This is a genomic window from Methylotuvimicrobium buryatense 5G (assembly GCF_000341735.1).
Taxonomy (GTDB): Bacteria; Pseudomonadota; Gammaproteobacteria; order Methylococcales; family Methylomonadaceae; genus Methylotuvimicrobium; species Methylotuvimicrobium buryatense.
The window spans coordinates 2,837,396-2,859,863 of record NZ_KB455575.1 but is presented as its reverse complement, the minus strand read 5'-3'; the positions used below and the strand labels follow the sequence as shown (position 1 = coordinate 2,859,863).

The 22,468-nt window shown below is 48.4% G+C and carries 21 protein-coding genes; 4 read left to right on the top strand and 17 right to left on the bottom strand.

The window, feature by feature from the left end; genetic code table 11:
- Positions 1 to 18: 18 nt before the first annotated feature.
- Both METBU_RS0112830 and METBU_RS0112825 read right to left on the bottom strand, forming a co-directional pair.
- Positions 19 to 411, bottom strand: a complete 393-nt coding sequence (locus METBU_RS0112830; RefSeq protein ID WP_017841008.1) for an RNA-binding S4 domain-containing protein — start codon at positions 409 to 411, stop codon at positions 19 to 21.
- Positions 412 to 771 (bottom strand): rhodanese-like domain-containing protein, encoded by a 360-nt coding sequence (locus METBU_RS0112825; protein ID WP_014146910.1) that lies wholly within the window; start codon positions 769 to 771, stop codon positions 412 to 414.
- Positions 772 to 923: 152 nt separating this feature from the next.
- Between METBU_RS0112825 and METBU_RS0112820 the strand changes: the two genes are divergently transcribed.
- Both METBU_RS0112820 and METBU_RS0112815 read left to right on the top strand, forming a co-directional pair.
- Positions 924 to 1,307, top strand: coding sequence for a DUF6394 family protein (locus METBU_RS0112820; protein ID WP_014146911.1), 384 nt, complete (start codon positions 924 to 926; stop codon positions 1,305 to 1,307).
- 234 nt (positions 1,308 to 1,541) lie between these two features.
- Complete coding sequence (locus tag METBU_RS0112815; RefSeq protein ID WP_017841007.1) at positions 1,542 to 3,278, top strand: potassium channel family protein; 1,737 nt, start codon at positions 1,542 to 1,544, stop codon at positions 3,276 to 3,278.
- Positions 3,279 to 3,538: 260 nt separating this feature from the next.
- Here the strand turns inward: METBU_RS0112815 and ispH are convergent, their stop codons facing one another.
- Both ispH and rraA read right to left on the bottom strand, forming a co-directional pair.
- On the bottom strand, positions 3,539 to 4,483 hold the full coding sequence (ispH, locus tag METBU_RS0112810) for a 4-hydroxy-3-methylbut-2-enyl diphosphate reductase (protein ID WP_026130207.1): 945 nt from the start codon (positions 4,481 to 4,483) through the stop codon (positions 3,539 to 3,541).
- A gap of 36 nt (positions 4,484 to 4,519) precedes the next feature.
- Positions 4,520 to 5,005 carry a ribonuclease E activity regulator RraA gene (gene rraA / locus METBU_RS0112805; RefSeq protein ID WP_017841005.1) on the bottom strand — a complete coding sequence of 162 codons (486 nt, stop codon included), beginning with the start codon at positions 5,003 to 5,005 and terminating at the stop codon, positions 4,520 to 4,522.
- Between the two features lie 457 nt (positions 5,006 to 5,462).
- On the opposite strand from rraA, the gene METBU_RS0112800 reads away from it, so the two are divergent.
- Entirely contained in the window at positions 5,463 to 7,487 is a 2,025-nt protein-coding gene (locus METBU_RS0112800) for a cache domain-containing protein (protein WP_017841004.1), read from the top strand.
- Positions 7,488 to 7,688: 201 nt separating this feature from the next.
- On the opposite strand, the gene trhP is transcribed toward METBU_RS0112800, so the two are convergent.
- Together trhP and dtd are read right to left on the bottom strand one after the other, a co-directional pair.
- Positions 7,689 to 9,029 (bottom strand): prephenate-dependent tRNA uridine(34) hydroxylase TrhP, encoded by a 1,341-nt coding sequence (gene trhP, locus METBU_RS0112795; RefSeq protein WP_017841003.1) that lies wholly within the window; start codon positions 9,027 to 9,029, stop codon positions 7,689 to 7,691.
- 707 nt (positions 9,030 to 9,736) lie between these two features.
- On the bottom strand, positions 9,737 to 10,183 hold the full coding sequence (gene dtd / locus METBU_RS0112785; RefSeq protein ID WP_017841001.1) for a D-aminoacyl-tRNA deacylase: 447 nt from the start codon (positions 10,181 to 10,183) through the stop codon (positions 9,737 to 9,739).
- Between the two features lie 87 nt (positions 10,184 to 10,270).
- Between dtd and METBU_RS0112780 the strand changes: the two genes are divergently transcribed.
- On the top strand, positions 10,271 to 11,092 hold the full coding sequence (locus METBU_RS0112780; RefSeq protein ID WP_017841000.1) for a thermonuclease family protein: 822 nt from the start codon (positions 10,271 to 10,273) through the stop codon (positions 11,090 to 11,092).
- 310 nt (positions 11,093 to 11,402) lie between these two features.
- On the opposite strand, the gene METBU_RS0112770 is transcribed toward METBU_RS0112780, so the two are convergent.
- The 11 genes from METBU_RS0112770 to METBU_RS0112715 form a co-directional block, all read right to left on the bottom strand.
- A complete protein-coding gene (locus METBU_RS0112770) occupies positions 11,403 to 12,170 on the bottom strand; it encodes an HvfC family RiPP maturation protein (protein ID WP_017840998.1) in 768 nt (255 codons plus the stop codon).
- Positions 12,151 to 13,002 carry an HvfB family MNIO-type RiPP peptide maturase gene (locus tag METBU_RS0112765; RefSeq protein WP_017840997.1) on the bottom strand — a complete coding sequence of 284 codons (852 nt, stop codon included), beginning with the start codon at positions 13,000 to 13,002 and terminating at the stop codon, positions 12,151 to 12,153. Before METBU_RS0112765 ends, METBU_RS0112770 begins: the two co-directional genes overlap by 20 nt.
- Before the next feature lie 114 nt (positions 13,003 to 13,116).
- Positions 13,117 to 13,449, bottom strand: a complete 333-nt coding sequence (locus METBU_RS24060; protein WP_040575325.1) for a hypothetical protein — start codon at positions 13,447 to 13,449, stop codon at positions 13,117 to 13,119.
- A gap of 556 nt (positions 13,450 to 14,005) precedes the next feature.
- Entirely contained in the window at positions 14,006 to 14,638 is a 633-nt protein-coding gene (gene nth / locus METBU_RS0112750) for an endonuclease III (protein ID WP_017840994.1), read from the bottom strand.
- A complete protein-coding gene (locus tag METBU_RS0112745) occupies positions 14,635 to 15,324 on the bottom strand; it encodes an electron transport complex subunit E (RefSeq protein ID WP_017840993.1) in 690 nt (229 codons plus the stop codon). The genes nth and METBU_RS0112745 overlap by 4 nt, the downstream gene beginning before the upstream one ends.
- Positions 15,324 to 15,968, bottom strand: coding sequence for an electron transport complex subunit RsxG (rsxG, locus tag METBU_RS0112740; protein ID WP_017840992.1), 645 nt, complete (start codon positions 15,966 to 15,968; stop codon positions 15,324 to 15,326). Before rsxG ends, METBU_RS0112745 begins: the two co-directional genes overlap by 1 nt.
- Positions 15,965 to 16,996: an electron transport complex subunit RsxD gene (rsxD, locus tag METBU_RS0112735; protein WP_017840991.1), complete on the bottom strand. Its 1,032-nt coding sequence runs from the start codon at positions 16,994 to 16,996 to the stop codon at positions 15,965 to 15,967. The genes rsxG and rsxD overlap by 4 nt, the downstream gene beginning before the upstream one ends.
- Positions 16,997 to 18,481, bottom strand: coding sequence for an electron transport complex subunit RsxC (rsxC, locus tag METBU_RS24055; protein WP_017840990.1), 1,485 nt, complete (start codon positions 18,479 to 18,481; stop codon positions 16,997 to 16,999).
- Entirely contained in the window at positions 18,474 to 19,007 is a 534-nt protein-coding gene (gene rsxB, locus METBU_RS0112725; RefSeq protein WP_017840989.1) for an electron transport complex subunit RsxB, read from the bottom strand. The genes rsxC and rsxB overlap by 8 nt, the downstream gene beginning before the upstream one ends.
- A gap of 185 nt (positions 19,008 to 19,192) precedes the next feature.
- Positions 19,193 to 19,774 carry an electron transport complex subunit RsxA gene (gene rsxA, locus METBU_RS0112720; RefSeq protein ID WP_026130206.1) on the bottom strand — a complete coding sequence of 194 codons (582 nt, stop codon included), beginning with the start codon at positions 19,772 to 19,774 and terminating at the stop codon, positions 19,193 to 19,195.
- A gap of 264 nt (positions 19,775 to 20,038) precedes the next feature.
- On the bottom strand, positions 20,039 to 22,252 hold the full coding sequence (locus METBU_RS0112715) for a bifunctional SulP family inorganic anion transporter/carbonic anhydrase (RefSeq protein WP_017840987.1): 2,214 nt from the start codon (positions 22,250 to 22,252) through the stop codon (positions 20,039 to 20,041).
- Positions 22,253 to 22,468: the final 216 nt, after the last annotated feature.

Genomic DNA, 22,468 nt, shown 5'->3' with positions numbered 1-22,468 from the left:
GCGAAACCATGATAGGAATCAGCCTCGTTTGAAGCGGTGAATCAACCGACGGTCTTTTTTGTTCGGTTTGGAGGGTCTTTCGAAATGCTCGAAATTAGCCTGTTCTTCGCGTTGGCGAATAATTAATTGTTGCCGTTTTTCTCGGCTTTCCGCAGTTTCTTCGTAAAGTTGAGCCGCTTCGGAAGCGGGTCGGCGTTGGCTGTTTAGGCCCGTGACGGTAATATCCCAGCTATATTGATCCTTATGGATGGAAAGCTTGGCGCCGATGGCGATTTCCTTGCCCGGTTTGGTTCTTTGGTTGTTCAAGTGAACCTTGCCGCCGGATACCGCATCGGCAGCGAGCTTGCGCGTTTTAAAAAACCGCGCAGCCCATAGCCATTTATCCAGTCTTAACGATTCAACAACAGGCATTTACTCGTCGGTTGCGTCGCTTTTTTGCCAAGCTTGATATCCGCCCTCTAGGCTGACTGCTTTACTGTAGCCCATTTTATTGAGTACTTCGGTAGCAAGTGCCGAGCGTCCGCCGGTTTGGCAATAAACTAAGATATCGGCATCTTGTTTATTTTCGAAATCCGGGTGGTTAGCGATTTTAAATTCCAAAACACCTCTCGAAATGTTGATGGCTCCGGGCAAAGAGCCTGCAACAAACTCGCCGGGCGCTCGGACGTCGAGTACTAAATATTTGGACAAATCTGATTTTGCCGATGCAACATCCACTTCTTTGATGTTTTTCTTAGCAGCGGCAACAAGGTCCATTGCGGTCAATGACATTGTGGTTCTCCGGTTTGTAATTCAAAGCTTACAATTTTAACAATAAATATGAGTCAGCGGTGCGATTTTTTATCTATTGTTAATATCTTTCTAATTCTAATACAGATTAGGATAACATTTACAGTTTGATTTATATTCCGGAGCATTATTAGATGAATTTCGAGAAAGTCGTTTTCGGTTTTTTTATCGTATTGTCATTAACCTTGAATTTCGGTTTTTTTTTAGGGGAGATGGATAATCCCGAGCATCATAATGTTTTTGAATTATTTGCGATTATTGTCGTTAATTTTATTGCGACTGGCTTAAAGTTAGGCGATCGCTCGCAAATAGGCGCTGTGTTGCTGGCGACTAGTCTGGTTGCCGACCTGCACTTAGTGGCGGCTGCTACATATTGGACCGTTGTCGTACATGTGACTGAAACCGGATTGACGTCCGATGTAATGGTGAGCATTATCTCGCTAAGCGGCGGGGCTTTGTTGGCTAACTTCATATCCGTCATTATTTTGGTATCCGATACGTTGATGTCTCGATTGTAATGAACGATTTATACCGTTCGCACTTCAAATTTCGGCAGTGCCAGAGGAGGCGCCTGGCTGTCCGGTCGATTTTCGCTCCTGCAACATCGACATTCACGCCATCCATGGCGCTCATAAAGGCTTTGCCAGCATGGAGCTGGCATAGAGCCTACATGGGATGTATTCACGGCGTCCTTTAGCGGACAGCCAGGCGCCGAATTTTGATCTACGACGGGTATAATAGAGGGGTAGGGTATGACGGAAAGTACCGATTTAAGCCGAGTCAGTTTTATAGTAATGCGTGAAATGCGCAGGCCCGTAATGGCTTTGATTACGGTTTATGCAGTGTCAATTTTGGGAATGGTCTTTATTCCCGGTCATGAAGTCGACGGTAAGCCTCAATACTTAAGTGTATTTCACGCGTTTTATTTTATGACCTATACCGCGACGACGACCGGTTTCGGAGAAATTCCTTTTGAATTTAACGATGCTCAAAGGCTTTGGGCGATGGTTTGTCTGTATGTAAGCGTGATTACCTGGTTTTATGCGATAGGAAGTATCGTAAGACTTTTCCAGAATCCTTTCTTTGTTCGTGCGGTCGAGGAGCGAAAGTTTTCTCGGCAGGTGCTTAGAATTTCCGAGCCTTATTTTATTATCTGTGGTTTCGGCGATACCGGTAGCGTATTGGCTCGCGGTTTAAGCGATTATGGTGTGCCGGCAGTATTTATCGATGGCGATGAGGATAGGATTAGGGCATTGACGTTGAGGGATTACCGAGTGCCGATGCCGGGTTTATGCGCAGATGCAAGCGTGCCTAAGCATCTACTTGAAGCGGGAATTAGAAGACGCAATTGCCAAGCGATTGTTGCAATTACCAATAACGAAGAGATCAATCTAAAAATTTCTGCATTGGCGCGTTTGTTGAATCCGAGTATCAGAATTATTACGTTGTCAAAGGTTGATGTTTTCGAAGAAACGCTCGCAAATTTGGGGGGAGAGGTTCATATCGTCGATCCGTTCAAAATGTTCGCGAAGGTGTTGGTGACAACGATGACGCATCCTAGCTTTTATCCGTTGAATAACTGGTTGGTCAGAGCGCCGCGGGTTCGCCTCAGCGATGCTATTAAGCCGCCGTTCGGAAAATGGATCGTTTGCGGCTACGGTCGGATGGGGCATGAAATCAATCATGCCTTGGTCAAGCAAGGCATGAAGACGGTGGTCATTGATCCGCATGACTGTAGCGAAGAAGAGGGGATCGATAGTTATATCGTAGGGCGGAGCACGGCTAAAACCTTGGCGCAGGCCGGAATAGAAAATGCTGTAGGGATTTTGGCGGGAACCGATGATGACGGGCATAATCTGGGAATATTGCTGAATGCGCGTAAACTGAATGGCAACTTGTTTACCTTGGTTCGGCAAAATCGCCATGAAAATCGAATTGCTTTCGAGGCGTCGCAAATCGATATGATTATGCAGCCGACATTGGTGACCGCTCGGCGTGTTTTATTTTTGTTGGTCGCCCCGCTATTAAAGCCTTTTTTTCAGCATTTATTGAAAGACGAACCGGGTAGGAAGGAAGATATGGAGAAGGTGATTCAGCAACTCGAGAAAAAAATCGGACGTAGGCAGCCTCATTTAATCACTGTGGATGTTGTGAAGGAGCGCTGTAGCGCTGTCACTGCATGCTTGGAGGAGGGGGAGCAGGTGCTGTTAGGGGATATCTTAAAGCATCCCGATAATTTTAATCGAAAACTTGATTTAATTGCCTTTGTCGTTAAGTCGGGAGAAGTGATAAGTGTACTTCCCCCAGACGACTATCGAATTAAAATCGGCGATCAAATTTTGTTTTGCGGTACCGGGGCGTCGCGGCGCTTGCTGAATGCAACGCTTAATAATGAATATAATTTATTCTATGTACGCAACGGTGTGCATTTGCCTAAAGGCTATTTCATGCGTTGGTATGCTCAACGGCAGAACCGGCCGGTTGCATGAATGGATAAGGTGGAAGGTGAAAGATGAAAGATGAAAGATGAAAGATGAAAGGTGAAAGGTGAAAGGTGAAAGGTGAAAGGTGAAAGGTGAAAGGTGAGGAAGGTGGAAGGTGGAAGGTGGAAGGTGGAAGGTGGAAGGTGGAAGGTGGAAGGTGGAAGGTGGAAGGTGGAAGGTGAATGGGCGGATTATGGGAGGAGTTAGTGCTTGATTCGTGTTTCGGGCGTCCTTGCCCGGTTTCTTCTGAAAAACCTAAGAAATTACTATGCGGTTTTTTTAAGGCCTCTGGGCAGGGAAAAGACGACTTTTTCTTCAATGCCTTTGTTTTCAGTAATCGATAGACCGCCCCAGGCTTTCAATTGGCTGATGACCTCTTGTACCAGAACTTCCGGTGCCGATGCTCCTGCAGTAACGCCTACGGCAGTGATGCCGTCGAACCACTCTCGGCTCATGTCGTTAGCAGTATCGATTAAATAAGCCGGTTTGCCCAGTTGTTCGGCGATTTCCCGTAAGCGATTAGAGTTGGAGCTATTGGGAGAACCGACCACGAGAATCAAATCGGTTTTGTTGGCAAGGTCATAAACGGCATCCTGCCGGTTTTGCGTGGCATAACAAATATCGTCTTTTTTCTGTTCCTGAATTGAGGAAAAACGGGCTCTGAGTGCGTCGACCATGACTTTGGTGTCGGTCATGGACAGCGTCGTTTGCGTTACGTAGGCCAGATTATTAGGATTATTGACCTTCAGTTTGGCGACATCTTCCGGTGTTTCAACTAAATATATGCCGCCGTTTTCGGTGCATTTTTCATATTGGCCCATCGTGCCTTCGACTTCCGGGTGTCCGGCGTGACCTATTAGTATGACCTCTCGGTCTTGTTTGGCATGCTTGGCAACTTGCAAATGGACTTTGGTGACTAGTGGGCAGGTTGCGTCGAAAACGGTTAAATTACGTTCCTCGGCTTCTTCTTGGACTTTTTTCGAAACGCCATGTGCGCTGAAAATCAAATAGGAGCCGACAGGGACGTCGCTCAGGTCTTCGATGAAAATCGCGCCTTTTTCTTTAAGGCCATCGACGACGGTGCGGTTATGGACGACTTCATGGCGGACATAGATCGGAGCGCCGAAAGCTTCAAGTGCCTGATCCACGATTTCAATGGCTCTATCCACTCCGGCACAGAATCCACGAGGGTTAGCGAGTATTATTTGCATATCTTGACTAATTTAGTAGGTTAAGGTGAGGTTATTTTAACTCAACTCTGCCTCCGAGACGATAATTCCATCGCTATCGGCATATAAAAAATAATCTTTTCTAAATTGTACGCCTGCGAAAGTCACAATACTATCGTATTCTCCGTGACCTTTCGTCGTGCTTTTGAGTGGATGCGCATGGAGTGCGCGAATCCCGATCGGAATCGTATCGATTGCGGCTGCATTGCGGATACAACCGTAGATCACGACGCCTTGCCAGCCGTTGTCGCAGGCCAGTTGTGCAAGCCCCCGATCGATCAAGGCGCAGCGGTGTGAACCTCCGCCGTCGATGACTAAGACGCGTCTCGATACTTTTGTCGATAAGGTTGAATTGACTAATCCATTGTCCTCAAAGGCTTTAATTGTCGTAATTTGCCCGCAAAAAGCCGGCGTTGCTCCGAATATTCTGAAAATGGGGTCGGCGATTTGAAAGCCGTCAATGTCGGAATATTGATCACAGAGATCGGCAGTGGTAAACGTCATTGGCATTACCTTGGTTAAGGCTGTTGGGGGCATATCATAACAGAAATGCGGTAGAAATAGTTTGGTATGGATGTATTCCAGCAATTCCCAGTTTGAGCAGTTTCGCCGATTTTAGGGTGTGGGGTATGCCTGTCGAGGAACGCCGTAAACCCATCCATGGGGGCTTGGCGGAAGCTCGAACGCCAAGGATGGCGTGAATACAGATTTTGCATGGAGCAAAAATCTGCCCTGCTGCCGACATCCTCGCCAAGCATACCCCACACCCTTTTTGATCTCCAAATTGGGAATTGCTGGATGTATTCGACGAGTCGAATTGGTGCTTCATTGCGCCATAGTGGTGCATTGTTTAAGAATAGAAAGAGGAAGGATTTTATTTTTACTATAAAATATTACTTTGGCATGATTTGTGTCTAAATTTAGATCTGGAGATATAGATGACGGATAAATTAAGCGATTTATGAACACGATAATTGAAGCGAATAAAACTAAGTTACTGGCTGCCATGCCGGCTGTAAAGAGTTACGAGGCTCGTCTTGCCTCGCTAAACGATTGGTGGGGGAAAATTGCGTTGATCGGAAAGATCAATAGCCATAATGTGGCGTCGACCATTCTTGAAGATATGAATTTGACGAAAAGTAAGTTCGGCGAGTTGCAGCAGAAGTTGACTTACAATTTAGTTGTCGAGAACTTGAAAAAATTGGTGCTCGATAATTCATCGAAGGCACAAGTCGCAATCGATTTACTGATTCGTAATTTATTCGAACGAACCGCTGATGTGGGTTTCTTGGCCACAGACGACGATATCCGCTCTTTCCTTATTTCCGAAAATGCAGATCGGGAGGGAATTGATTTCATCGAGAACCGACTGCGTGAATATGTGAAGAAATACAGCGTGTATGACGAGATCATTGTTTTCGATACCGAAGGACGGGTCAAAGCGCATTTGGATAACGAAAACCCGATCAGTCGTTCGACGGATCCTCTCATTGCCGAAACTCTAAAATCGAGTGCGGAATATATCGAAACGTTTCGATATTCGGAATTACAGCCGAATAAACGGCATTCGCTGATTTATTCCTGCAAAATAGCCGAAAGCAACCAACAAGGATCGAAAGCAATAGGCGTTTTATGCTTATGTTTTCGGTTCGACGATGAAATGGTGGGAATTTTCGGCGATCTTCTGGCGGCGGGTGACGAAGGCACGCTAATGATATTGGGTGTCGACGGAAAGGTAATCGCCAGTAGCGATGAGCAACTACTGCCGCTACAAGCGGCTTTTGCTAATGCGAATCCGGTAAGTATCGCATCGTATAAGCTACGCGAATATATCGTTAATACTCGACAAACCAAAGGGTATCAGGGTTTTTTCGGATTAGGGTGGACCGGGCAAATGATGACGCCGTTGGAAACGGCTTTTAAACGTAATGAAGCAGTCGATAGAGGAGGCGCTTATGCCGATATTATCGATCAAGCCATTACCTTCCCTCAAGAGTTGAAAGATATTCGCAAGGCCTCCTCCGATATCAATGCCGACCTCGGTTTGTTGGTACTTAACGGTCAGATCGCATCGGCTCGGAAAAATGCGGCCGAATTCATGCCGGTTTTGGAGGCCATCAAACAAATCGGTTCCGATATTGCGAATATTTTCGCCGATTCGGTCAATAGCCTTCAGGAAGTCACGGTCATGTCTTCGCATTTGAACAATGCAGGGTTTTTGGCGTCGTTGGCGGTCGATATCATGGATCGTAATTTATACGAACGGGCTAACGATTGCCGGTGGTGGGCGTTGACATCGACTTTTAGGCACTGTTTGGCTCAACCGGAAATCTCGTCAAAGGATGAGCAGCGGATGACGGACATATTGCAATACATCAACGCTTTATACACGGTCTATACCAATCTTTATCTTTACGATAAAAACGGTCGTGTCTTGGCGGTGTCGAACTCTTACGAGTGCTCGTTATTGGGGATGCAAGTCGACGAGCGAAGCGGAGCGCCGGCTGCGTTGAGGAATAGCGACTCACAGAGCTACAGCGTTTCGCCTTTCATCAGGACGCCATTTTACGGCAACCGCTATACCTATATCTATAATGCCTCGATCACGCATTTGGCAAGGCAGGATCAAGTGCTCGGCGGGATCGGCATCGTTTTTGACAGTGAACCGCAGTTTTCGAGCATGCTCGATGAAGTTTTACCGCGCGACGAAGCGGGAAAATTGCTCGAAGGAAGTTTTGCGTTTTTTACCGACCGAAATCAAATGATTATTGCTTCGGCTAATCACCCATCGCTCGGCGCCGGAGATTCGCTGGCGATCGACGACCGTTTTTTTGCCATGCGGACCGGACAAAGAGGTTCCGAAGTTATTCAATACAATGGCGTACAATATGTTTTAGGGATGGCTGTGTCGAAAGGTTACCGCGAATACAAAACCGTCGACGGCTATAGCAACGATGTATTCGCATTCGTGTTTATTCCATTTTAGAAGGTTATGTTTGCGTTATACCTTTCGCACTTCAAATTTAGGCAGTTCCCGAGGAGGCGCCTGGGAGGCCGATCCCTCACCTGACGCTAGGTGAGAGATCGGCATGGAGCTGGCATAGAGTCTGCATGGACGTATTTACCCAGCACCTAAATTCCATAGCCTATCTGCTATGGTTAATTGTCTTGGATAATATATTCGCCGCTAAAAATAACGCGCCAACAGTCCGTGTTGCGGGCTTATTTCCGGCAGCGGTATTTTTACCTCGTAGCCGCCGCCCAGAGCTTCTTGCATAGGATGGCCGTGCAGGTCTTCCATATGTTCGACGATAATGTCGCGATTGCCTTCGGGTAAAATCAATTCAATTTTATCGCCAACCGAAAACTTGTTTTTGACATCAATTTCGGCCATGCCGGTCGCAGAATCGAAGTGTCTGATTTCACCGCAAAATTGTTGCTGATGGCTTTTCGAATAACCGGTAATGTAGTTTTGCTGCTCATGCGTGTGGTGGCGTTGATAAAAGCCGTCTGTATAACCCCGGTTGGCTAGGTTTTCCAAGACGCCGAGCAATTGCGGATTAAACGGACGTTCGGCCAGTGCGTCGTCGATTGCTTGGCGATAGGTTTGTGCGGTCCGGGCTACATAATAATGAGATTTGGTTCGACCTTCTATCTTAAGGCTGTCGACGCCGATTTCGACCAAGCGTTGAATATGTTCGATCGCGCGCAGGTCTTTCGAATTCATGATGTAGGTGCCGTTTTCATCTTCCATGACCGGCAGCAGTTCGCCTTTACGCCCTTCCTCCTCTAAAAAATAAACCTTATCGGCCAAGGGGTGGCGCTCGGCGCCGCCGCAACTGGCATTACTGATTTCGGACATCGACAAGGCGCCGCCGTCCAAGACATAATCGCCTTCGGCATTTTCATGTGCGGGCAGTGTGTCGTATTTCCAGCGGCAGGAATTGGTGCAAGTACCCTGATTTGGGTCGCGGTGGTTAAAATATCCGGACAGCAAGCAGCGGCCCGAATAGGCAATGCACAGCGCGCCATGCACGAAGACTTCCAGTTCCATGTCCGGGCATTCCTGACGGATTTCGGCAATTTCATCGAGCGACAATTCCCGTGACAGGATAATGCGTTTTACTCCGATGGTTTGCCAAAATTTGACTGTTGCGTAATTGACGGTATTCGCCTGCACGGATAAATGTACCGGCATTTCCGGCCAGTTTTCCCGAACCATCATAATCAAGCCTGGGTCGGCCATAATCAATGCGTCCGGTTTCATCGCGATGATCGGAGCGATATCGGCCAGAAAAGTCTTGATTTTGCTATTATGCGGAATGACATTGGTCGCCAGAAAAAACTTTTTTCCGAGCCGGTGCGCTTCGTCGATGCCTTTGGCTAAGTTGTCGGCAAGAAAGTCGTTATTGCGCACGCGCAGGCTGTATCGCGGTTGGCCGGCATAAACTGCGTCCGCGCCGTAAGCGAAAGCGTAACGCATGTTTTTAAGGGTTCCGGCAGGAGAAAGTAATTCAACGGATTTCATTATTAGGTTGGAGTCGTATAATCAGCGATTGGAAAGGATTCGGTACGGAGCGAATTTGAAAAACGGCGCCGTCGAGTCATGATTCATAATTGACGATATTTTATCACTTAAGTTCTATCCGTCCGCAAATCGTTGTATACCTATCGCACTTCAAACTTCGGCATTAGCGTATGGAGGCGTCGGGGTGTTCGGCAAAGGCTTTGGCAGCATGGATGCTGTCATAGAAGAGCCTACATGGACGTATTCACGGCGTCCTTTGACGGGCACCCCGATGCCGAAATTTGACTAGCAAAGGGTATAACTTACTCGTTAAATCCCGGAAGCGGGGCTTTTTCGATTCCATTGAAGCGGCGAGAAATTTAATGATGGCTTGGTTTTTTGTATTTTTGGCGGCAGTTCTGATTATCGGTAGTGCTTTGATTTTGTTGCGAACCGCCAATATTCCAAGGTTGCCCAAACACGCGAAAGAGGCTTCCCACTTAAGGCGGGACAAAAACACTAAGGATTAACTGTTCGCCCTGAGTCTTTCGGCTGCGCTCAGGAGAGCCTTGTCGAAGGGTGGATGGTTAATCCGCCCATGGTTCGACAGGCTCACCATGAACGGATTAACCTTAAGCTGTCCCGCGGTAAGTGAGTAGCCGCGACAGATCGTGCTGAGCGGCAAGATGAAGACGGCGGTTAGACATTGCGCCTAGGTGCGCAAATATTCAGCGCGGGGAGACTCTTAAGCTAAAGGTTACCGGCCCGTCATTAACCAACGAGACTTGCATGTCGGCACCGAATTGACCGAATTGAACCTGTGTATGCAGGTCAACGGCTTTTTTTTGCAAATAATTAAAGAGCGCCAAGCCGTGTTCGGGGGAAGCGCCTCGGCTGAAACTGGGACGATTGCCGCTGTCGGTGTCTGCCGCCAGCGTGAATTGCGGGACCAATAACAAGCCACCATTGATGTTACGCAGACTTAGATTCATCTTGTCCTCGGCGTCGGCGAAAATACGGTAGTTAAGGATTCGCTCCAATAAGCGTTCAGCTTCTTTTTCGGTGTCGTTTTTTTCGACCGCGACGAGAGCCAGTATGCCTCGTTCGATTACGCCGATGTCTTGTTGCCGGACAGTCACTTTTGCGCGGGTTACGCGTTGAATAACGGATATCATAGGATGTTTCTGTACAATAGCGTTTTTGGGCACGGAATTATAGCGTTCCGGCTCGATAACGGCTAATCGTTAAATCTTATCAAATCCATGCTTTACGCCTTACTTAAATCGCTCGTTCTAATGCTGGCTATCTCGGCCGTCTACGCCGAGGAAATTTATCGCTGGCAAGATGAAAACGGCAAATTTTATTTTTCGGACAAACGACGAGAAGGCGCCGAGCGTCTTACGATAAAGCCAGGTTATTCTTATCACCGCATTCAGTATGTTTATGACGGCGATACGGTAAAGCTGGTAGACGGCAGAAAAATCCGCTTACTCGGCATCAACACGCCGGAAGTCGAAGGGCGCAATAAAAACGCGGAGGCCGGAGGCGAAGAAGCTAAACGTTGGTTAACTCACGCATTGAAAGGCAAGCGAGTCCGTTTGGTTCTCGATAGCGAACCAAAGGATAAATACGGGCGGACGCTCGCGCATTTGTTTACCGAGGACGGTCTGCATCTCAATTTCGAGCTGGTTAGATTGGGTTTGGCTTCGCTCAGTATTTTTCCGCCGAATTTGCTTTATAGCGGGGAATTGATTCGTGCCCAGGATGAAGCCGAAAAAAACTCGCGCGGTATTTGGAGGCTGCCTGAATACCGAATCAAGCCGGCACCGAGTCTTCGAACGGGTAATCATAGAGGCTGGCAGCGAATTTCCGGGCGCGTCAAAAAAATCAGAACGACGCGTAAATATGTGTATTTGACGCTTGGCGAGCGCGTCGATTTTCGCATCGAACGCGCTAATTTAGACTTGTTTCCAAACCCCAACAGCTATGTCGGCAAAGAAGTTGAAATTCGCGGTTGGCTCAATCGATCCAAGAAACATTTTTCGATGCTGATCCGTCATCCTAGTTCGGTCAAGATGCTCTGAGTAGCAGTAAAACTCAGGCTACTCCCTTTTGATTGAAAAACCGTCTAAGAATAAAAAGGTATGGGATGTGTCTATCGAGGACCGCCGTGAACCCGTCCATGGGGGCTTGACGGCAGCGTTCCCTGCTGCCGACATCCTCGCTAGCCACACCCCATACCTTCATAAAGTTAACCATTTTTTGAGTATAAAGGGAGTAGTTTCGCGTTAGTATTTCGCGATAAATAACTTCCTATTCTTCATGATCTTCATGGTGGTATACTTTTTCCATGTAACAAAGGTAACGCGATGCGTGCCCGACTTACTTTGAATTTTAAGCGCTATAAATAATCGATTTGTCCGCTAATTCGCGTAAGGTTTTCAAGCCTTGGTCGATAAACAACTGTATATCGCCTGCCTGGAGTTCTCCCGCGAGCTGTGTTATGCAAGATTCGGCAGAGATTCCCGGGGTATTTTGCAGGATCTCCAAAAGCCGATAGGTCGATGGCGTTATTTGCATAAACTTCACGTTATCGTTCGGAGTTCGATAAACGATCAAAAAACTGGGTTGCTCGGGCGCTTCATAAGGAATGAAGTCCGTTGAGATTTGATGAACCGGAAAACGATAGGCTAAAAGCCAAGCCAGTGGCGATAGATATAACGGCGCGGGCCTTAAATCTATCGCCGGCGCAATGATTGCGGGCGCTTCTTCCTTTGCGATTGCCAGCGCCATTTCCACCCATTCGTAATGTGCGAGTTCGAGCATGAAGGGCAAATCGTCCGAACACTGGCGTTCGTTTTGCAAATAATCCAAAAATTCTTCGGGGATTTCAGAAAAATAGGGCGTGCTGCTGCGGTGTTCCGAATAATAGTCCCGCGCGAGCGCAAGCCAACTTTCCTCTGAGAGCAGCGATTTCAATACCGGAAAGTTGCTCGATAAAAAGCTTTCGACATTATTAAAAAACAACTCGCGGTACATCGACATGCGTTCCGGGGCCACATCGCCCGGAGCCGGGTTTCGGTCGGGGTTTCGAATGAAAGCGGCAAATTCTTGCTGTTTGGCTTTGAAGTCGATTTTGGCTTTATGCTGTCCTACGCTCATGTTGATTTTTCCAGGCGTGTTGAATGGCGGCGATCGTTTCGGTTTCTTTGATTAACTCCGGCAGTGGCGGAATGTTGAAGTCCCGCTCCAGCAAGGTTGGGAATATGCCGTAGAGTTCGTAAGCCTTGCCAAGCAGTTTCCAGACCGGGTCGATGACCGGGGCGCCGTGCGTGTCGACTAAAAAGTCTTCGGCTTCGACATAATGGCCGGCAATATGTGCATAGGCGATTCGCTGCGCAGGTATCGCCTTTAAAAACGTTTCGGCATCGTAGCCATGATTGACGCTGTTGACATAGATATTGTTGATATCGAGCAAGATGTCGCAATCGGCTTCGTTGACCACGGCGTTGAAAAAATCGATTTCATCCATTTCCCGGCCCGGCGCAGCATAATAGGAAACATTCTCGATCGCGATTTTTTGTTCGAGAATGTCCTGAACGCGGCGAATGCGCGCTGCGGTATGAGTAATCGCTTCTTCGGTAAAAGGAATCGGCATTAGATCGTACAGGTGGCCGTCTTTGCTGCAATAGCTAAGGTGTTCGCTATACAGTTTGATGCCGTGTTCGGTCATGAAGGATTTGACGGCCTTGATAAAGGTTTCATCCAACGGGTCGGTGCTGCCGATCGATAAGGAAAGTCCGTGACAAACGAAGTCGAAACGCTCGGTCATATTGCGCAGTTGCCGGCCGAATTTGCCGCCGATCGTTATCCAATTTTCGGGAGCGATTTCGTAAAAATCGACTGATGCGGGGGGCGTGTCGACGATGCTATTCAGAAAAGTTCGGCGTAAACCAAGACCTACGCCACTGACTAGATGTTGAGTCGTGTTCATCGGAACACCTGTTGTTTTTTGCTGGATAGAGGGTGATTGGATCACCCTCTATTAGGACGCAATTGCTTTGTTTGAAGTAAAGCAAAATTTTAATGAAAGCCGTTTTGCTTCATTTTATTTGGTTTTATCGGCATCGCCTTCCGGTTTTGTCATGCCGCCGCATTTGCCTTCTCCGCAAGTCATTTCCTTGCTTGACTTGTCGGCAGCTGCAGGTTTTTCGTCTTTTTTGCCGGCGCATTTGCCTTCTTCCATTTTCGGCGTACTGGTCATGCCGCCGCATTTGCCTTCGCCGCAGGTCATTTCGGCCTCGGCGACTTGCATGTAACCGGAAGAGAGTTCGGTCATGCCGAATGGATTAGCCTCGGCGTGTGCAGTAGATAAAGCGAGAGTAGAAACCATAGCGGTGCCCATTGCTGCAGCGAATGGTGATTTGTTCATTTTTTTCATAATAAATCCCAGTGTGTTTTGGTTGTGGAAAAATCAGATTGATTAATACCTTGTAAGGCTAGCAAAAAAATCTGAATCGTTTATGAATTGCGTTATACCTTTCGCACTTCAAATTTCGGCAGCGCCAGAGGAGGGGGCCTGGGTGTTCGGCAAAGGCTTTGCCAGCATGGAGCTGTGGCATAGAGCCTACATGGACGTATTTACCCAGCACCTAAATTCCATAGCCCATTGGCCATGGTTAATTATCTTGGATAATTTAGATGCTGGGTTCACGGCGTCCTTTGGCGGACACCCAGGCGCCGAATTTTGATCTACGACGGGTATAAGCAAGTATTGCAACATTGCTGCGACAGCGCAGCAACTAGATCAGTTCCTCTTTTTACAATGTTTTGGCGAGGGATGCAAACAACGTAAAAGTTTATTCTAAGAGTGCGATGGATGCTTAGCTATTTTTGATAAGGATACAACGGCTTTTTGCAGGGTCAATAGTTAGCAGTTAGCAGTTAGCAGTTAGCAGTGTGTCACTTTTGTGACTTAATTGAACCCAATAATTTTATTAAACACTCTTCTTCTTGAATTCGCAGAGGTCGGCGATGATGCAATCCGGGCATTTCGGTTTTCTTGCCGTGCAAGTATATCGGCCGTGAAGGATCAGCAGATGATGTGCATCTTTTTTGTGGGCTTTCGGGACGTATTTGTCCAGTTTTCGTTCGACTTCGAGCACGTTTTTTCCTGGGGCGATACGTGTTCTATTCGCGACTCGGAAGATATGGGTGTCGACTGCAATTGTCGGGTGGCCGAATGCGGTATTCAAAATGACGTTTGCTGTTTTACGGCCGACGCCGGGTAACGCTTCGAGCTCGTCGCGGGTTTGCGGAACCTGGCCATTGTGTTTTTCGAGCACTTGCCGGCACAGTTGCATGATGTTCGCAGCCTTGCTGTTGAACAGCCCGATAGTCTTGATATGTTCTTTTAATCCGGCTTCGCCAAGGTTTAAAATCGATTCGGGCGTATTGGCGATGGGGAATAACTGCGCCGTGGCTTTGTTGACGCTCTTGTCGGTGGCTTGGGCCGACAATACGACAGCGATAAGCAGTTCGAAAGGCGACGAGTATGTTAGCTCGGTAGTCGGTTCCGGTATCGTCGCCGCCAGTCTGTCGAAAATTGCCTGACGTTTGGTTTGGTTCACTGTTCCTGGGCGACTTGAATCGGAATTTGAATTTGGGCCGGTTTACGCTGTTTGACCTTGGTGTCGATAATATTTTTTAATGCGATCAACAAGCCGAGGCCGATAAATGCGCCGGGCGGTAATATCGCCAACAGCATGCCGGAATAATCGGTTATCACATCGATTTGCCAGGTTTTAGCAGCTTCGCCGAACATCAATTCGGCCTTCGCGAATAAAGTTCCCGAACCGATGATTTCACGCAGGCTGCCAAGCGTAACTAGTGCAAAGGTGAAGCCAAGTCCCATAAACAGGCCGTCTAAAAAGGCCTTGTCGGCGCGTTGCTTTGAAGCATACGCCTCGGCCCGGCCGATGATAGAGCAGTTGGTGACGATCAACGGAATGAAAATGCCGAGGATTTTATAGAGACCGAAGAACCATGCGTTCATCGCGAGTTCGATCATCGTGACCACGCTGGCGATGACCAGTACGAATACCGGTAAACGGACTTCGTCGGGGACGAAATTACGGATTAGCGAGATGATCGTGTTAGACAATACCAATGTCATCGTCGTGGCAAGGCCAAGCCCGAGGCCGTTAATGACCGTGTTGCTTACGGCAAGTAGCGGACACAGTCCGAGTAATGCGACGAAGGCTTGGTTATTAAGCCATAAGCCGTCTTTGACGATTTTGCTGTATTCGGAGAGCATTAATTTCCTCCTTCGGGAGTCGATTCTGTCGTTGAAAAAATCAGGGACTGGTTATGCTTGAAATAAAGCAATGCGTTTTTAACAGCCCCTACAACAGCGCGTGGCGTGATTGTTGCGCCGGTAAATTGGTCGAAATAGCCGTCATCACGTTTAACGGCCCATTCCTGTGTTTTGGGCATGGCGAGCGATTTTCCGTCGAACGCTAAGATCCAGTCGCTACGCTCGATTTCAATTTTATCGCCTAGCCCCGGCGTTTCGCGATGAGCAATAGCCCGAACGCCGGTGAGGGTGCCGTCGGTTTTGATCGCTACCAAAAGGGTGATATTGCCGCTGTAACCGAAAGGCGTCACCACTGTCATGACCGCTGCGACCGGATTGTCTTTTTTTCGGGCGCGATAAATGACTGCCGGTTTTGTGGAGTCCTGGTTGAGGTCGGTCACTTCGAGCGTATCATTGACGATGTCGTTGTCGTAAAGCGACTCGGGGATCACGGCTTTCAAGTTAGCCAGTAAGGCTTGCCGCTCATTTTCCTGTATCTTTGCTTCGGTTTTATGAAAAGTAAGTGAGGTTAAACCCAAGCCCAATAACGAAAAAATGCCCAATATCGTGGCAGCCGATAACGTATTTTTAATAATGGCGTTCATGCTTTTTGACCGAAGACGCGAGGGCGCGTGAAATAATCGATTGCCGGCGCCGTTAAGTTACCCAATAAAACCGCGAAAGCCATTGCATCCGGGTAGCCGCCCCAAACGCGAATAATATAAACCAGCGAGCCGATTAGTAGTCCGTAAATAATTCGGCCATTAACCGATGTGGCTGCGGTTACCGGGTCGGTTGCGATAAAAAAAGCGCCCAGCATTGTCGCGCCGGCCACTAAGTGAAAGCTTGGCAATGCAAATTGATTGCTGTCGATTGCATAACAAATACTCGCGAAGAGCCCGAGTCCAAGCAGCAATCCGACCGGAATTTGCCAGCCGATGATTTTACGCCATAGGAGCCAGAGTCCGCCAAGCAAATAGCCCCCGGCCACCCATTCCCAGCCTTTTCCTGCTAAAAGTCCGAAAACGGAATCGGTTTTTATTTCCGGTACCGATCTGCCTAGCCCCAATTGAGTTCTGACGCTATCCAGCGGTGTGGCCATCGTGATCACATCGAATTCGATGTTTGCCGGTAGTTGCTCGAGAAAAATCAATTTAAGCCAGTCGACTTCGTTCAATGCGACCGAGCCGAGTTCGATAGGCGCGAGCCAAGCGGTCATCTGCATTGGAAACGAAACCAATAGTAAGACATAGCCTGCCATCGCCGGATTGAACGGGTTGTAACCTAAGCCGCCGTATAAATGTTTAGCGATTACTATCGCGAACAAGATACCTACGACGGTAATCCACCATGGCGCAATGACCGGCAGCGAAATTGCCAGTAGCACGGCGGTTACGACGGCGCTCAAGTCTTTGAGCGTCGAGCCGATCGGCCGGCCGCGTAAGCCCAGAATCGATGCTTCGGCAAGCAGCGCAACGACAACTGCTAGGGTAATGTTGATTAAGACGCCGATGCCGAAAAACCAAGTCATCGCGGCAATTCCGGGAATCAAGGCTAACAAGACTTGCAGCATGACCCGGTCAACACTGTTGACAGGTTGAAGGTGCGGCGACATGACGGTTGAGAATTTCATTTATTCCGCTCCTTCGGTGGCGGTTTCAGCGGCTTTTAATTTAGCCAGGGATTCTTTTTTGCGGCGAGAACGTTCGGCTCTTTCGGCCTGTTCACGAGCCTTGCGTTCAAGAAGGAAGTCGTGCCGGCGTTTTGCGATTGCCGCTTTTTCAGCCTCTTTGGCCTTGGCGACGGTCTTACTTTTCGCGGCTCGGTAATATTGCACCAATGGGATCTGGCTCGGACAAACAACCTCGCAACAGCCGCATTCGATACAATCGAATAGGCTAAATTCTTTGCATTTCTCCAAATTGCCGGCACGGCTATGCCAGTAAAGCTGTTGCGGCAGCAAGTCTACCGGGCAGGCTTTCGCGCAATCGCCGCAGCGAATACAAGGCCGGGTCTCTTTACTTGTGGCGACTTCCGATTCGGCAGCGGCTAGAATGCAGTTGGTGGCCTTGACGATTGGTATGTCGTCCTCGGGTAACGCGAAACCCATCATGGGGCCGCCCATGATCAAACGCTCCACAGAGTCTTGATAGCCGCCGCATTGGTTGATCAAATCGCTAATCGGCGTGCCGATGCGCGCACGCAGGTTTTGTTGTTGCTTAACGCCCTGGCCGGTGACGGTCACGACACGCTCGGTTAACGGTAAGCCACGGCAAATGGCGTTATACACGGACGCAGCCGTGCCGACGTTTTGACAAATCACGCCCACATCGGCAGGAATGCCGCCTGACGGTGTTTCTTTGCCGGTGACGACGCGGATTAATTGTTTTTCGCCGCCGGTCGGGTACAGGGCGGGGATTTTCACTACGGTCAGTCGGCGATCCCTCGATTGTTCGATGGCGGCCGATAATGCCTCGTATGCTTCGGTCATGTGATCTTCGACAGCGATGATGCCGTTGCCGACTTGCAATGCATGCATCAAAATTAGCGCGCCTTGAACGATAGTATCCGGTTCGGCTTGCATCAGGACATTATCGCAGGTGATATAGGGTTCGCACTCCGCGCCGTTCAAAATAAGCGTGTCGATATGGCGTTGCGGCCCCGGGTTCAATTTGATCGAGGTAGGGAAAGCCGCGCCGCCTAGACCGACAATGCCGGCTTGGCGAATTTTAGTACGTAGTGCCGATGCCGGTTCCAGGCGATAATCGGCAACAGGTTCGGATGCCAATGCTTCATCGCGCCCGTCGGTGTCGATGATGATGCACGAGTCCGATAACCCGGAGGGATGAGGAATGATGCGATCTTCAATTGTTTTAACGGTACCCGAGCTTGCAGCATGAAGCGGGGTTGCCAGGAAATGATCGGAATCGGCGATGATTTGGCCGCGCAACACGCTTTCGCCGGGGGTGACGGTCGGCTTGAGTTGCACGCCTGAGCGTTGTTGCAAAGGATAAATTAGTTGTTTCGGTAGCGCGGCGTTGACAATCGGTCGGTGTGCCGATAGATTTTTGTGTGCGGGCAAGCGCAAGCCGCCGTGAAAGCGCCAGGTTTTAAGCATATTTCTTTTCCGGTTCCGGCCATTGCCAGTTGTTAAGGTCTTCGGGTATCGGTTCCATAACGATGCAATCGACCGGGCAAGGGTCGACGCAAAGCTCGCAGCCGGTGCATTCACCGGCTATCACGGTATGCATCATCTTCGCGGAGCCAAGTATCGCATCGACCGGGCAAGCTTGAATGCATTTGGTGCAGCCGATGCACAAGTCCTCGATGATGACCGCGACGCTCTTGGGTTTTTCTTCGCCGAATTCGGCGTTGAGCGGTTTCGCTTCGACGCCCAGTAAGTCGGCCAACGCTTCGACGCCGTCTTGTCCCCCCGGCGGGCATTGGTTGATATCGGCGTCGCCGGCAGCGATCGCTTCGGCATAAGGACGGCAACCGGGAAAACTGCATTGCCCGCATTGCGTTTGCGGAAGAATCGCTTCGATTTTATCGACAATCGGATCGCCTTCGACCCTAAAATAGATGGCCGAAAATCCGAGTATTACGCCAAATACGGCAAATGTGATGCAAATGATTAGTATCATCGGATTTATCTGGTCGAATTAGAATAATTGGTATTTGAGTAACAATTCTCGCTCATCGTTCCATCGCTTTGCATTGATGTCATGAGGTTTGTTGCATTTTTCATTCGCCCTGAGTGTGTCGAGGGTAAATGTAAAATTTGAACGGATTCGCGAGAGCGATTACTTGAAATTGATTGGCTGAAACTTTAGCCTTTAACTAAGCCGCTGAATCCCATGAATGCCATGGACATTAACCCGGCCGTTACTAGCGCTATCGAGTTGCCCTTGAAAGGCTGGGGGACGTCGGCAACGTCGATTTTTTCTCGTAGCGTCGAGAAAAGGGTCAATACCATTGAAAAACCGACCGCAGCGCCGAAACCGTATAAAGCCGATTCCAGGAAACCGTGTCGGGTTTGTACATTCAGCAGGGCGACGCCTAGAACTGCGCAATTAGTGGTGATTAGCGGCAAAAATATTCCCAGTACCTGGTAAAGGAGCGGGCTGGTTTTGTGAACGACCATTTCGGTAAATTGCACGACAAAGGCAATCACGACGATGAATGTGATTGTGCGTAAATATTCCAGTTCTAATGGGATCAACAGATAACGGTTCGCCAGATAGCTGCAAACGGCGGATAAGGTCAGAACAAAAGTCGTCGCGAAACCCATTCCCAAGGCCGTTTCCAGTTTTCGGGAGACGCCCATAAAAGGGCATAATCCTAAAAATCTCACCAGTACAAAATTATTGACCAGTATCGTACTTATCAGAATTATTAGATATTCTTTCATCGGCTGAACTAAATCCGGATATGCCGGAAAAGGTTATTGGGGATGTTGCTTTTTCAAGACAACGCATGTCAAGCGATAATAACCAACTATAACACTAAAGAATTATTCTGCAAACCAGCGCTTGTTGATATATAACGAGCAAGACCATGCATTATAGCGATATTCAACAAAAAACAAAAACTCGGCGGATTTGTTGCGGTTGATTTAATAAGCTAGGGTCGTTGCTTTTGATTTGTTGTTCGGCTGCGACAATGTAGAAGTAGGCTATTCAAAAAAACTGACTTTACCGTTTTCAATATTGTACATCGCGCCGATTATCCCGATTTCGCCGCTACTTGCCATCGCATTTAGAAGAGGGCTTTGCTGTCTGATTTGCTCGACCATAATTTCGACGTTGCGTTCGGCAACTTGTTCAACTAGAGAGTCGTCAGGTTTGCTAATTCGAGCTAGCCGACCGTTTTTAACCGAATCGACAGCCGGGCGAATCTTATCGAGCAAGCCGGTAAGATGATCGAGTTTGGCGTCGGCGCAGGCGCCTTTGATTGCACCGCAGTGGCTATGGCCGAGCACGACAATCAGCTTGGACCCAGCCAATTTACAGGCAAATTCCATGCTGCCTAGAATGTCGTCATTAACAATATTGCCGGCAACGCGAACGCTGAATATGTCTCCTAAACCTTGGTCGAAAATTAATTCGGCTGAGGTGCGAGAATCGATGCAGCTAAGAATGATCGCAAACGGAAACTGGCCTTCGACGGTTTCATTGACTTGCTCCAATAAGTTTCGGTTAGCTTTTAAGTTATAAACAAAGCGTTGGTTGCCTGCTTTTAAGATTTCTAAAACGTTTTCAGGCGTTAGCGACTGTTGCGATTCTTTGTCGAGCGGATGAACTCTTTGTAACGGCTCGAGAACGCCATAACCCCTTAGGTTTTCGATAACTAAATGAATATTCTTACGTTCGGCTTCGGTTTTAAAATTCTGGATGATTTCATAGACGTCGAAGTCGATGTATTTGGAGCCGGTTGCATCGATCACGACCTCCGAATTTTCGGGAAGTTGGTCTAGTAGCTGCAGGATATTAGCTTTATTAAGAAAAGAGACATTTTCAGATAAAGTAATGAAGTGTTTATTGGCTTTTTGTTCCTGATGAAGATAAAAGCCGACTTTCAAATTTTCCAGCAAAATAAAAAACAGCGCGATGCTCATGCCGATCGCAATGCCGGTTAGCATGTCGGTAAAAATAAGCCCAAGCACAGTCGCGGCGAAGGGGATGAAGTGATATATCCCCGTTCGGTACATCGTTATGAAGCGACGCAAGTCTGCCATCTGGTAACCGATGACTAACAAAACCGCAGCAAGACTAGCCAGCGGAATGGTATTCAAAAGGCCGGGAATCGATATTACAGCTGTTAGTAACAATGCGCCATGAATAAAAGCCGAGGCCTTGGTTCTGCCGCCCGATAAGATATTGGCTGAGCTGCGCACGATGACTTGGGCGATTGGGATGCCGCCTAACAAACCGGAGCAAATGTTGCCGATGCCTTGTGCTTTTAGTTCCCTGTTATTAGGTGTCACTCTTTTATACGGGTCTAGCTTGTCGACGGCTTTGACACACAATAGAGTTTCAAGACTGGCAACCATGGCTAAGGTGAATCCGGTCTTGTAAACGGATAGGTTGGTGATTTGCGAAAAATCCGGTAGCGTTAGGTAAGCGATCAGTTCGACGGCTCGATCGACCTTAGGCAATGAAACCAAATGATTGCCGCTCAAAGCCAACTCGGGAAACCATCCGAGGAGTAATTGATTAGATGCTACGCCGGTTATTACGGCCGCCAATGCGCCGTGAATCCATTGCGTAAAACGGTATCGTTTAATAAATGGCGACTCCCAAAGCAGTAGAATAGTCAGTGAGGCCAAAGATATAATGACCGCTCCGGGCGAAATAAAATCGACCATATGGACCAATTCGGATGTCGTTGTGAATTGGTCGCTTTGGGTAAAGGAGATATCGCCTTCGTAATCTACGTCGTAGCCGAATGCATGCGGTATCTGTTTCAGAAAAATGATAATGCCGATTCCCGTAAGCATGCCTGATATGACCGCGGATGGAAAATAATAGCCGACGATGCCGGCACCGATTCGTCCCATGGTCACCTGAATAAAGCCTGCTATAACGACGCTCAACAGGAAGGCTTCAAAGCCAAGGCTTTGTATCGCGGCATGAGCGATAATGGCAATGCCGGCAGCGGGTCCGCTAACGCCAAGAGATGATCCGCTTAAACCGGAAACGACCAATCCGCCGATGATTCCGGCAATCAGTCCTGAAAACAGCGGTGCGCCGGAGGCCAGTGCAATGCCAAGCGATAACGGCACGGCGACCAAAAACACCACGACGCCGGCGGGAAAATCGTACCTAAGGCTGGCATTAAAGCCGAAACGGTGCTTGCGTTCGCTCATCAACGGATGATCTTCTACCATGGTTTTTATCCGGTTAACGCTAGGTTTTTTAAATTGAGGCACTGAACTATTATATACCTTTCGCACTTCAAATTTCGGCAGTGCCTAAGGAGGCGCCGGGGTGCTCGGCAAAGGCTTTGCCAGCATGGATGCTGGCATAGAGCCTACATGGATGTATTCACGGCGTCCTTTGACGGGCCCCCGGTGCCGAATTTTGATCTACGATGAGTATACTCC